Annotated in this window: 14 protein-coding genes; 2 read left to right on the top strand and 12 right to left on the bottom strand. The window is 40.4% G+C overall.

What is annotated here, in order from left to right; translation table 11 throughout:
* Positions 1–19 precede the first annotated feature (19 nt).
* Positions 20–1603, bottom strand: a complete 1584-nt coding sequence (locus I3B46_RS18050; RefSeq protein ID WP_014657568.1) for a hypothetical protein — start codon at positions 1601–1603, stop codon at positions 20–22.
* Between the two features lie 173 nt (positions 1604–1776).
* Positions 1777–2109, bottom strand: coding sequence for a low molecular weight protein tyrosine phosphatase family protein (locus I3B46_RS18045; protein ID WP_004925512.1), 333 nt, complete (start codon positions 2107–2109; stop codon positions 1777–1779).
* A 490-nt stretch (positions 2110–2599) separates the two neighbouring features.
* Between I3B46_RS18045 and I3B46_RS18040 the strand changes: the two genes are divergently transcribed.
* Complete coding sequence (locus I3B46_RS18040) at positions 2600–4156, top strand: leucine-rich repeat domain-containing protein (protein WP_174822187.1); 1557 nt, start codon at positions 2600–2602, stop codon at positions 4154–4156.
* Positions 4157–4212: 56 nt separating this feature from the next.
* Here the strand turns inward: I3B46_RS18040 and yjgA are convergent, their stop codons facing one another.
* A complete protein-coding gene (gene yjgA / locus I3B46_RS18035) occupies positions 4213–4758 on the bottom strand; it encodes a ribosome biogenesis factor YjgA (RefSeq protein WP_004925504.1) in 546 nt (181 codons plus the stop codon).
* Positions 4759–4931: 173 nt separating this feature from the next.
* Here yjgA and pmbA point away from each other — a divergent pair, with 173 nt between their 5' ends.
* Positions 4932–6272 (top strand): metalloprotease PmbA, encoded by a 1341-nt coding sequence (gene pmbA / locus I3B46_RS18030; protein ID WP_014657572.1) that lies wholly within the window; start codon positions 4932–4934, stop codon positions 6270–6272.
* Between the two features lie 196 nt (positions 6273–6468).
* On the opposite strand, the gene rnk is transcribed toward pmbA, so the two are convergent.
* The 9 genes from rnk to lptC form a co-directional block, all read right to left on the bottom strand.
* Complete coding sequence (gene rnk, locus I3B46_RS18025; RefSeq protein WP_004925498.1) at positions 6469–6879, bottom strand: nucleoside diphosphate kinase regulator; 411 nt, start codon at positions 6877–6879, stop codon at positions 6469–6471.
* A gap of 188 nt (positions 6880–7067) precedes the next feature.
* Positions 7068–7340 (bottom strand): PTS phosphocarrier protein NPr, encoded by a 273-nt coding sequence (gene npr / locus I3B46_RS18020; protein WP_004925495.1) that lies wholly within the window; start codon positions 7338–7340, stop codon positions 7068–7070.
* Positions 7340–8191 carry an RNase adapter RapZ gene (gene rapZ / locus I3B46_RS18015; protein ID WP_004925493.1) on the bottom strand — a complete coding sequence of 284 codons (852 nt, stop codon included), beginning with the start codon at positions 8189–8191 and terminating at the stop codon, positions 7340–7342. Before rapZ ends, npr begins: the two co-directional genes overlap by 1 nt.
* A gap of 168 nt (positions 8192–8359) precedes the next feature.
* Complete coding sequence (gene ptsN / locus I3B46_RS18010) at positions 8360–8827, bottom strand: PTS IIA-like nitrogen regulatory protein PtsN (protein ID WP_004925489.1); 468 nt, start codon at positions 8825–8827, stop codon at positions 8360–8362.
* 260 nt (positions 8828–9087) lie between these two features.
* Positions 9088–9375, bottom strand: a complete 288-nt coding sequence (gene hpf / locus I3B46_RS18005) for a ribosome hibernation promoting factor (RefSeq protein ID WP_004925485.1) — start codon at positions 9373–9375, stop codon at positions 9088–9090.
* 22 nt (positions 9376–9397) lie between these two features.
* Positions 9398–10843: an RNA polymerase factor sigma-54 gene (rpoN, locus tag I3B46_RS18000; RefSeq protein WP_004925484.1), complete on the bottom strand. Its 1446-nt coding sequence runs from the start codon at positions 10841–10843 to the stop codon at positions 9398–9400.
* A gap of 45 nt (positions 10844–10888) precedes the next feature.
* Entirely contained in the window at positions 10889–11614 is a 726-nt protein-coding gene (gene lptB, locus I3B46_RS17995) for an LPS export ABC transporter ATP-binding protein (RefSeq protein WP_004925481.1), read from the bottom strand.
* A 5-nt stretch (positions 11615–11619) separates the two neighbouring features.
* On the bottom strand, positions 11620–12168 hold the full coding sequence (lptA, locus tag I3B46_RS17990) for a lipopolysaccharide ABC transporter substrate-binding protein LptA (protein WP_004925478.1): 549 nt from the start codon (positions 12166–12168) through the stop codon (positions 11620–11622).
* A complete protein-coding gene (lptC, locus tag I3B46_RS17985) occupies positions 12152–12745 on the bottom strand; it encodes an LPS export ABC transporter periplasmic protein LptC (protein ID WP_004925475.1) in 594 nt (197 codons plus the stop codon). Before lptC ends, lptA begins: the two co-directional genes overlap by 17 nt.

The raw sequence follows: 12745 nt of genomic DNA, 5'->3' as shown, positions 1-12745 counted from the left end.
GTCAACTAGCCTGATTTTATTAATCTTCAAGTGGCTCGCCCCGTAAGAGGGCTGCAAATCTTGCCTTGGCTTCGTTATCCGGCTCAATGGCATGACATTGAGTCAGCAATGGCTCTAAGTCTTGAGGCCAATCTTCTCTTTTCCAATTCGCTAATGCCCTAAGAGCCATATTACGGTTACGCACTACAGGGCTTTGCAACCCACAGAGGATCATAGATAAACCGACACCAGGAAAACGCGGTAATTCTTGTAAAATAAAATCAAGTTTTCCATGTTGTACATAGCCAGCACCAAGACCAAGGCTATCACTCGGCCCTGTCGATATTGCTTCTAATGGGAGCTGCTGCTCTGCTAAGGCTATCACTTGTTTGACTTGGTCTATATCGTTCGTTTTCATTAACTCAAACCACAAATCATTCTCAGGGTGATTTAACTGTTTTTCGTATAGATAAGGGAAGATATCTTGACCACGGGCTCTGGCTATACTGGTGCTATTACGGAATAAGATATCATCATCACTATTTAAACCTTGAGCGATTAATTTATCCCATATAGGGTTATCCAATATAGTTTGTGCTAATGAAGTGATGGCTGTGCTATTTTCAAATTTCTCGCTATTTTCTTGAAAATAATCATTAATGCCGAGTACAGTAAAATAATAGTCTAATAAATAATCTTGTTCTAAAATGCGGCTCAAGTAATTGAAGCAACAACGAAAAGCATCATCATAGTCATTGATATCACGTGCCGGCCCACCGCCTAGCAACGCTTGAATAATATCGGATGAGGCTACTAATAATTGGCTATCATTTTGTGTTTCTAATGCATCTGCCAAGTGGCAATAGGTTGCACAGTGCCAAGCGGTATATTCAACCATAACACTATTTTGATAGCCTGTAGTCAGTATCCATTGCTTGGTTTCCTCACTTATTTCATCGGGTAGATGTTCAATAAGATGTACGCGCCCCCAGCCTTCAACACGTTTTGCTAACTTTAGCCACATTGCATCATAGTCAGATGTGGATGTGAGCATCGCATGGATTGGGATAATAGTGTAAAGCGTGAACTCATCATGGCAAGCAAGACAATAAAGTGTCTTAAGGCGTTCATCACTTGGAAAAAACACAGTAAAGGAAATGGCCAATTTAACCACATTAGTATCGGGGCTATTGTGGAGTAACCAGTCGGTAAAGGCTTCCAATTTTGGCGCATGGATCTCTTGTTTATCGACGATTAAATGGATTAGATCGTCGATATAAGATAACGGGCTTTGTTCGGCGACTTGCTGATAGAAATGATAAACCGATTCTTTGTCGTTTTTCTCCAGCGCTCTTTTTAGTGAAGTGTAAATTTCGCTAGCAGTGATTTCAGAAGCCCCCATTCCGTGGTGGCTGAATACACCATCTTCAGCGCCATTAGCCCAACGAATTGTATTTTCATCGACTTCAGTTGTATCTGGGAGCTCAGACAGTGATTCAGGGAGTGGGGATAATTCGTTTATCCAAGGCAATAAATGCTGATAGATTGGCGTGATATTCGTATTCCAAACGACAGGATAATTTTCTTGTCCTTTTTTAAAAAGAGAGGCTAACCATTTTTTCATTTTTGATAACATCCTATTGTGTTTGAATTATGGGTTTTTATATTGAATAAGCCAATAAAATGTTTTTTTAATCATAAAATAGATAACACGGTAGGTTCGATGTTGGCTCAATCAATTTTGTGATAAAACCTTCTTTAAGGGTAATTAAAAAAGGTTTCACTTATCGTCATTTCTTACGGGATAAACTCGCTGAGATAACTTGGAACAATATCTTTAAGTATCTCAATTAATTGCGGGTCCATGTATTGATACTCATCAGGAATATCGAGTACATAAAGTGATTTGTGTTCGAGTAGGCGAGTAAAATTGGCTTTTAGCCGATCTTTATGTTTTTGTTCCATGACAAAAATAACATCAGCCCAACGGAGCAAATCTGCGGTAATTCGGCGTCTTGCATTGCTACTGGTGCCAGCAGAGCGTACCGACCAGCTTGGATGGTGGCGCCAAATTTGCTCTGCGGTTGGGCTACGCCATTGGTTACGACTACAAATAAATAAAATATTCATTTACTGTTATGTATTTCCTCCAAACCTTTCAGAGCAAGCTGTCTGTTACTGATTTGGGGGTATGCCATACCTAGCTGTGTCGCGCGAATAATTTTTTCCTACGCCCATACATCTGTTTCCAATTTTTCTCAGCGGGAAAGCGATCTCGTTTTTTTCGCGGCGAGTGGATTCTATTTTTGGCTCTACGCCATGCTCGATTTCTTGAATTATCCATATCTTCCACATAAGGTTATCGGGGATAGCAGCCGCGATAATACGGGTAAGAATATGATTAACGTCAGTATCATACGGAGACATTGTATGACTATCAAGCAAATGCAAGATAGTTAACGTTTTTTAGGATTATTACGTTATTTATATCCTAATAATGATTATTCTACTGTTATTGGGTTTAATCATTTTACATTTATCGCAAAGTTAATGATAATTGAATATTTATGACTAAAGCTAGATTTATTATAATAAAATAATGCTAAATAAGGTAAGGGAAATGAATTTTTTTGAAAGAATAAACATCAGTTTTTCCGATTGTGTTAAAAAATACCATCTCGAGTTTCTACCTAGTTATCTTGAGGATTATTATAACGGCCGACTTTTACGGGTCAAAGAAAGTGTCACATTGGACTCTTTAGAAATTGATGATATAGACGAGATGGGAGGGACTATTATTCTTTTTGAAAAAGACCTTATTATCGAAAATGCGTTAACTCAAAGTAATGTAGATTATGGTCCAACCGTTATTGTAAAAGGGAATGTATCAGCTAAGAACATAGCATTTGGGGGAGCTTGTATTATCATCAAGGGGGATGTGACTGTTGAGCAAACCATGATAGGAATTTATAATCATGGAGTGATAAATATAACAGGTAAAGTCACAGCGGAATATATTATTTCGGATGACCACTGTTTTTCAATCTATGATAAGGGGAGTAAAGGTATCTTTTTAGGTTTCCAAGATTTAAGGTATCATGCAAAAGACGTATTATCTGGAAAGTATTATGATGACGCCGAAGAAAATATCAAAATAGATAAAATCATTGAGGCGATAAAAAAAGGTAATTCGATTAAGAAAAATGGTAATATAGTAAGTCAAGTTCAGAAGGCAATAGATAAGTTTAAAGCATCAAAAAATGCTAAACTTAATTTGTCTAACCTAAATCTTACAGAAATACCCGAAGAAATATTTCAGCTTGAAAATATTAAAGAGCTAGATTTATCAAATAATCCGCTAAAAGAATTATCGTTGAAGGGCATGCAGACTGACCATTTAAAATCCATTAATTTAGCGTGCTGCTCGTTGACTGAATTTCCAATAGACATATTAAATATCAATCAGATAGAATCCATTGATTTAAGTTTTAACACTATTTCAAGTTTACCCGAAAGACTACCTGTACTCAATCAACTGAAAAAACTGCTGTTAAGCCATTGTAATTTTACCGAGTTCCCTTGTATTTTATATCAGGTAGTCAATTTAGAATATTTAGATCTTGGTTTTCAAGATGAAGAAACCTTATTTCTTATCGACAAAGCACTTCAAAGTTTAAAGGTGTTACTGCTATCGGGTAATGCAAATATCAATATTACTGCACCACAACCCAAATTATATGAACTGAATATAAGCCATTGTCTAATGGATACTTTTCCAATTGCATTAACCAAGTCAACACATCTTACACACTTGGATATGAGTTATAATCATAAAATGAGATGGCTACCTGATGAGTTTTCTGAGTTAAAAAAATTAAAAAAACTCTCTTTTTCAATTCTCTATATGGAAGAAAGTCATATCAATATTTTACAAAAACTTCCTAAGCTACAATATATCGCTAATTTTCTAAAGAGTGATAATCCGTTCTATGGTAATCAGGTGGTTCAAGCACTATTAGCCGTCAAAAATTGGAATACATTGGTTATTGATAGTGTCTTAGAAGATCAAACAATTATTGATGCAATCGTACTCAGAGAGAACCTTAAAAAATTCATTATGGGTGAATATGAAGTTGATATAAAAGAAGCAAGGCAATGTTTAGGGGTTAGTTTTTAATCTATTTTTGACATCATCCCCTATAGCATATTGTGAGTGGTATAGGGGATGGTGATTTAAGCGCTTTCGGACAGCTCTTTTAAATATTGAAAAACTTGGCGGAAGGCTTTTGGTGGCTTATTGCCTTCACGCTCTTTTTTAGCGTTACGTACCAATGCCCTAAGTTGTTGTCTATCTGTATGGGGAAACAGAGCAACGACTTCTTCGATAACATCATCACCATTTTCAATAAGGCGTGTACGCAGGTCTTCAAGCTTATGCAGAATGACAACTTGCTGATTATGGCGATTTTTCAGTTTATCTAAAGCCTCTGTGATGGGGTCAACGTCTCGAGAGCGTAGCAACTTACCAATATATTGTAGTTGGCGACGACGACCTTCACGCTTGATTTTTTGTGCCAGTTCAATGGCATCGAGTAACTGAGCATCAAGTGGAATGCGCTCAAGTTCATTTTTGCTTAATTCAACAAGTTCGGCCCCCAGTTTTTTGAGAACTTCAGCATCGCGTTTAATTTCGCTTTTACTGACCCAAATGATCTCATCATCGTCTTCATCTTGCGGCGCTGGGACATCATCCAGCCAGTCTTCAGGCTGTTTGGCCATATATCGATTTCCTTTTTACAGAACGCAGCGTGTAATTGCATGACCTGCCGCGTTGTGGATGTTAACATTCATATATTATGTATTGTAACTGGGAAAAAGCCCTGATGACACCCGACATTTGTGAGTTGGTGTAAAAAAAGCCGGGTTTCCCCCATTTTATGTGGATTGAATCGATGAATTTAACTGAACAAGTCAGCGAACAACGTAAAAATTTAGAAGAGGCGGTTGCACGGGCGCTTCATTTTGCAAAAAGTCGTTGTGATGCCGCTGAAGTTGCTGTGAACAAAAGCACTGGAATTAGTGTCAGTACCCGTCAAGGTGAAGTCGAAAATGTTGAATTCAATAGTGATGGCGCACTTGGGATCACCGTTTATCACAACCAACGTAAAGGGAGCGCCTCTTCAACAGATTTAAGCCCCGAAGCGATTGAGCGTACAGTGCAAGCTGCGGTAGACATTGCCCGTTATACATCGGAAGACCCATGTGCAGGCCCTGCTGAGAAGTCACTATTAGCCTTTGATGCCCCTGATTTACAACTATTCCAAGCCAGTAATATCACTCCTGAAGAAGCAATTAAATTGGCGTCACAAGCGGAAATGTCGGCACTTAAGGTTGACCCGCGTATTGTGAATACGGAAGGGGGAAGCTTTAATGGTCATTATGGCGTGCGGGTTTTTGGTAACTCTCACGGTATGTTACAAAGCTATTGCTCAAGCCGTTATTCGATGTCGAGTTGTGTGATCGCAGAGCAAAATGGTGAAATGGAACGTGATTATGCTTATACCATCGGGCGCAGCTTAAGTGCTTTGAAATCGCCTGAATGGGTGGGGCAAGAGTGCGCTCGTCGTACATTGGCACGCCTCTCACCGAGAAAGCTGCCAACGATGAAGGCACCTGTTATTTTTGCTGCTGAAGTGGCGACAGGGTTGTTTGGTCATCTTGTTGGGGCAATTAGTGGAAGTAGTATTTACCGCAAATCTTCTTTTCTACTCGATAGCTTAGGTAAGCAAATTTTACCTGATTGGTTAACCATCACTGAACAGCCGCATTTAATCGGTGGATTAGCGTCATCGCCATTCGACAGTGAAGGGGTTCGCACCACTGAGCGCAATATTATTGAAAATGGTGTGTTGCAAACGTGGCTAATGACCTCTTATTCAGCCAGAAAGTTAGGCTTGCAAAGTACAGGGCATGCTGGAGGGATCCATAACTGGCGTATTGCTGGTCAGGGGCTGTCATTCGAAGCATTGCTAAAACAAATGGGAACAGGACTGGTTGTTACTGAACTGATGGGGCAAGGGGTCAGTGGGATCACCGGAGATTATTCACGTGGTGCTTCCGGTTTTTGGGTGGAAAATGGTGAGATCCAATATCCTGTCAGCGAGATCACAATAGCAGGTAATTTAAAAGATATGTGGGCAAATATCGTCACGATTGCCGATGATATTGAAACTCGCAGTAATATTCAGTGTGGCTCTGTATTGTTACCTGAAATGAGTATTGCGGGAGAGTAATTTGCTCAAATGAATAAGGCACTCCTTTTGAAGTGCCTTATCAATAAACAGAATAGATTTATTTTTTGCCTGATAAAGTGGCTTCAAGCGCTTTGCCTGCAAAGCCTATCGTGGGAAACCCATTTTTTATTCTGTTAACGTCAGCCTGCTTATTTAATACATTGATGTTATTGCTAAGTTAGGCGATTTTATACCATTAACGATGGTATTCACCCGCGGCTTCTGGCTGATAAATAATTTCGAGTACTCTTACGCGTGTTTCAACACCATTAGGCAATGCCCAACTGATCTCATCATTAACATGCAGACCAAGCAAAGCCGCACCGATTGGCGCCATAACAGAGAGCTGCTCAGCACTATCTTTTAAAGAGGCTGGGTAAACTAAAGTGCGTGTGCGTTCTTCATTGCTAATCAAATCAAGAAAACGCACCGTACTGTTCATTGTGACGACGTCAGCAGGAATTTCCTGTGGTGACAGGATGTCTGCACGATCAAGTTCATCATTCAGTGCGTCAGCAACTGGGGTACCCGCATAAGCTGCTTGTTCCAACAGTGCATCTAGGCGTTCTGCATCTAAATCATTGATAATAATTGTTGGCTTTGTCATACCACACTCCAATAGAGACGTACAAAGCAAACACCCCCCACCCAATAAGGTAGGGGGTGTCGCTGTGATAAAATTGTATAAAATATTAGGCTCTTCAAGCTCCAAAAGGAAGAGATCATGATCACGATCTTTGAGCCAATACTTGTAAAATTATTGATATTTAGTTCATAAATAAATGGTGGATTATACTAGCTTTCATCAAATCCACTTTCGAACAGGTTAATAATCGCGGATAAAGCCTGATCCTCATCAGGGCCGCTAACCTCAATATCAATGGTACTTCCTTGCTCTGAGTCTAACATCAACATCGCAATAACGCTATCGGCCTCAGCCTCAATCTGATTATTATTGCGTAAAATAACCTTAGAGTTAAATTTTTTAACTAATTCATAAAGTAACATTGCCGGCCTAGCATGCATACCAAGCCGGTTTTTTAATGTGATTGTCGCTTTTAAGGTCATTACTTGCGTTTTTCTAGGGTTCTGTGGCGAGATTGTACATTCTTACCACGAGAACGGAAGTAATCAGCTAATTGCTCAGCGACATAGACCGAACGGTGTTTCCCTCCGGTACAGCCGATTGCCACCGTGAGGTAACTACGGTTATTGGTCTCAAGCATAGGCAGCCATAATTCAAGGTAGCTACGTGTTTGATAAATAAAGTTGTGTACCTCTGTGTGCCTATCGAGGAATGCGGCAACAGGGCGATCGAGGCCTGTCATTGGGCGCAATTTCGGATCCCAATGTGGGTTCGGTAAAAAGCGCACATCGAAAACATAGTCTGCATCGATAGGAATACCATGTTTGAAACCAAAAGATTCGAATACCATGGTTAGCTCTCGTTCACGTTTACCCATCAAACGCGTTCTGAGCATCTCGGCTAATTCATGGACTGACATTTCTGAGGTATCAATCACTAAATCAGCGCGTGACCGTAAAGGCTCTAAAAGCTCATTTTCTTCATCGATAGCACTTTCAAGTGACAAGTTTTTGCTCGAAAGTGGATGTAATCTACGAGTATCACTATAGCGGCGAATTAATGTGTTGCGATCGGCATCCAGAAATAGCAATTGCGGCGAAAAGCTAGAAGGTAATCTACCTAAAGCCTCTTCAAAGATTTCTGGGTTGTCAGGCATATTACGCACATCAATGCTCACAGCAGCTGAAATATTACGATCTGCGAGTGAATTGGCCAGTTCTGGAAGCAGCACAACCGGCAGGTTATCCACACAATAGAAACCCATATCTTCCAGCGCACGTAAGGCAACGGATTTTCCCGAACCGGAACGGCCGCTGACAATCATCAGCACCATGAGCTAACTCCCTTTTGTTTCTTTTCGGTGATCATAGGACCCCGATAGTTGAATAGATCGTTTGCTTACTTATCAGAACATCACAGTCTATGTCAGTACAGCTATATAGAAAATATCAAAATTTCATAGACATGTAACCCTGTGATGACGAAGTTATTTAATTATAGGCTACTCAGTAATAATACTATATAACTCTGCATCGCTTTGTGCCGATCTCAGACGCTTACAAAGAGATTTGTCGGCTAATTTTTTCGCGATTAATGATAAAGTGTGTAGATGCGTTTTACACTGATCTGCGGGCACTAATAGCGCAAAAAGCAGATCAACAGGTTGGTTATCAATGGCATCGAAGGCGATTGGCTCTTCCAGATGCAAAAAAACACCAACAGCTTGTGTATGTTCACCTTCTGCTAGCTTGCCGTGAGGGATGGCGATTCCTCCGCCAATACCTGTTGTTCCTACTTTTTCTCTGGTGAGTAAAGCTTCAAATACCGTGTTTTCCGGTAATCCCAACTCTGCGGCAGCCAGTTCACTAATAATCTCAAGTGCTCTTTTTTTACTAGTACAAGTAAGGTTATTGCGTGTACAAGCTGAAGATAATACGGCGCTTAATTGGATTTCTATATCACTGTTCATTTTATTGTTCACTTAGGACTACAAAACCAGATGGTGTATGCCACCATCTGGTTTAAGCCATTTATTAGTTATACACCACAGTATGATTTGGGATTGTTGTTAACAAACTGAGAACGCATACTGTTGTTCGCGTTGTTTCATACGTTGAAAACCAACCGTTTGGCTTTCGACGCTTATTTTTACAATCCCTAATGACCGCCACTAAACATTGAAGGTCTGGTGAAGGCCTGAAATCAACCTGTGATTTCACCATAAATGTATTAGTGTTGTCTCAGTTTTTCTTTATGTTTAGTTAATTGGCGTGACAGTTTGTCTACCAGTTGGTCAATTGCAGCGTACATATCACTTTCTTCCGCTGACGCATGGAGTTCAGCACCATTAACCTGCACAGTTGCTTCAGCAATTTGCTGAACTTTTTCAACTTTCAGAATGACTTGAATACCGTTAATGCGATCAAACAATTGTTCCAATTTTCTGATCTTTTTCTCAACAGTTTCACGTAATGCAGGGGTGACTTCAATATTGTGTCCAGTAATCTGAAATTCCATACAACCTTCCTTATTTTATCAATTAAACCAACTGTTTGCGTTGGTTTGAGGGCGGAATAGATAACGATTCACGGTACTTAGCGACAGTTCGACGTGCAACCTGAATGCCCTGTTCGGCTAGCATGCTTGTCAATTTACTGTCACTTAATGGTTTTGCTGGGTTTTCAGCAGCAACCAGTTTTTTCACTAACGCACGTATTGCCGTTGAAGAGGCTTCACCTCCTGTATCGGTACTGACGTGGCTAGAGAAAAAATACTTCAACTCGAAAATTCCTCGCGGGCTATGGAGAAACTTTTGAGTTGTCACTCTCGAAATCGTTGATTCGTGCATATCCACTTGATAAGCAATATCTGCCAATATCATGGGTTTCATGTACTCTTCACCGAACTCAAAGAATTCTTGTTGTTGCTCTACAATACAAGTCGCCACTTTTAACAAAGTTTCATTACGGCTTTCTAAGCTTTTTATCAGCCATTTGGCATCTTGTAAGTGACTACGAATATATTGTGAATCACTTTCGTTCACGGAATCTTTTATCAAAGAAGCATAGTGATTATTGATACCTAATTTAGGGATGCTATCTGTATTTAATTCAACTTGCCAGTGCCCGTTGATTTTTTTCACCAAAACATCGGGAATAACATATTCCGACTCTCCGGTATTGATAGATTGGCCCGGTTTAGGGTTCAACGTCAATATCAGGTCAATAGCGGTTTTTAAAGCATCCTCTTTTAGACGGGTGAGTTTACTGAGCTGGCGAAAATCACGATTAGCCAGTAAATCAATATGTTGACTAATAATCAACCGAGCCTCATCTAGCCCGTCAGTATCTTTTGGGTAAAGGGATAGCTGGATCAATAAGCACTCTTTTAGATCTTGTGCTGCCACACCAAGCGGATCAAAATGCTGAATGCGTTTTAAAACAGCGACCACTTCTTCAAGTGTGATATCTGGGTTATTGATACCTTCGTGGATCTCTTTTATTGGCGTTGTCAGATAGCCAGAATCATCAATTGAGTCAATAATCGCGGTAGCAATCGCTCTGTCTGTGTCTGTAAAAGGCGTTAATTCAGATTGCCATAACAAATAGTCTTGCAGCGTCTGTGTGGTTTCCCCTTGATAGACGGGTAACTCATCAAAGCTATAGTCATTATTTGTACCCGATGGCGTACCCGCAGTATAAATTTCATCCCAATTCGCATCCAAAGGAAGCTCATCTGGCATATCACTTTTTTCAAGGGCATCTTTAGTATCGATTTCACTGCTGTCAGTATGAATATCGAGACTATCAAGGGAGTCTAAGTCAGAGGTGTTTTCTTCTTGTTCCAGAAGCGGGTTAGTTTCTAGGGCGAGTTGGATCTCTTGTTGTAGCTCAAGCGTAGAAAGTTGCAACAGACGGATAGCCTGTTGCAATTGAGGAGTCATTGCAAGTTGTTGACTGATTCTGAGCTGCAAACTTTGCTTCATGAATGTGCTTTTATCTCCACCTCAATTGAATGCTTAACCAATGACTTACAACCGGAAACCTTCCCCTAAATATACCCGTTTTACTTGTTCGTTTTCTAGGATCATTTCAGGTGTGCCATGAGCAATTAAGTGCCCTTGACTGACAATATAGGCTCTTTCACAAACATCGAGCGTTTCACGTACGTTATGGTCAGTGATGAGTACTCCTAAGCCATAATCACGTAAATGTTGGATAATTTTTTTAATATCTAATACCGAAATCGGGTCAACACCTGCAAACGGTTCATCTAATAGAATAAATTTCGGGTTTGCTGCTAATGCACGAGCAATCTCTACGCGGCGACGTTCCCCACCAGACAACGATTGGCCAATGCTATCACGCAAATGGGTAATGCTAAATTCTTCCATTAACTCTTCTGCACGCTCTTTGCGTTGCTCAGTGTTGAGGTCATGGCGTATTTCTAGCACTGCCATTAGATTATCATAAACACTCAAACGACGGAAAATCGACGCCTCTTGAGGAAGATAGCCAATACCACGGCGCGCACGTTCATGAAGCGGAAGGAGACTAATATCTTCACCATCAATGGTAATTTTGCCTGCATCCCGCTGGACGATGCCGACGACCATATAAAAGGTGGTCGTTTTTCCCGCACCATTAGGGCCTAAAAGACCAACAATTTCGCCAGATTTCACCTCAAGGCTAACATCTTCAACGACCTTGCGTTTTTTATAGGCTTTTGCCAGATTCTCTGCGGTTAATGTCGCCATAACGATTATTTACTCTTTCCGTTGTTTGCCGCTGGGCCTTTTTCTTGTAGCTGTGATGGCAATAATACTGTCGTGACACGTTTCCCTTTGTCACTAAACGCTTCCATTTGCTGCGTTGGCACGATATAGGTGATCTTATCACCTTTAATATTACTGTCTAACTGCTCAAGATAAGCATTGCCAGTTAATGTGAGGAGCTCTTTATCCACCTCATAGCGTGCTTTTGACGCTCGGCCTTTAATTGGCTTACCATCATCTTGTAATTGATAGAAGGTCACTGGGTTACCAAACGCTTCTATCGTAATTTTATCTGAATTACTGCTAGGGCGCGTCACAACCACCTTATTTGCTCGGATATCAATAGAGCCTTGCTTAATAACGACATCATCAGTAAATGTGGTGACATTTTTTTCTAAATCAAGGGATTGCTTGACTGAATTAATCGTCATTGGCTGTTGCGTGTCAGTTTTTAATGCAGAAGCTGGTACGCTAAGAGCAAAAATTGCGCTGGCAACGGCTCCTTGAATAAAACGCTTTTTATTTACTTGATTCATTTTTTTGCTCTTCTTTTTGTAGCACGTAATGTGTTTTTACATCTTCAATTAACTCTGCGGTTCTTGAGCGCAGGTTACCGCGCATTTTTAGACCGGTAGAATTAAGGCCTTGCCCGATAATAGTGACTTTGTCATCTGATGAAACATCTTGTGTTATCAGGTTAACGACGGCACTTTGGGTTGAAATCCGTTGGATTTGGGAATCCGGGCTTAAACTATCGGCCTGTACATCGTTATACAGATAGAGCACTCTATCATTTGTTAACTTGGCTTTTAGCGCCCGTACAGTCCAAGTGGGTACACCGACTTCGTTGTATGTTGTTAAAACAGGGTTAGCAAACCAAGTGATTTTTTCAGCCGTATAATTATCAATTTTATCTGATACTAATTTATAGGCCAAATCACCCGCTGGATTATAGACAAATGTCACTGAATCATCGGTTTGATAATTAGGTTGGCTGTTATCAAGGACACTGTTTGTGGGCGTGTCTGTGTCAAGACCGGCAAGGTTCCAGCCGATCAGACCAAGTGCTATCAATGATAACAGGATAATTAACCACTTTTTAGCGTTACTCAT

Source organism: Providencia sp. 2.29 (assembly GCF_015832305.1).
Lineage (GTDB): Bacteria > Pseudomonadota > Gammaproteobacteria > Enterobacterales > Enterobacteriaceae > Providencia > Providencia stuartii.
This window is presented reverse-complemented; position numbering and strand designations above follow the sequence as displayed.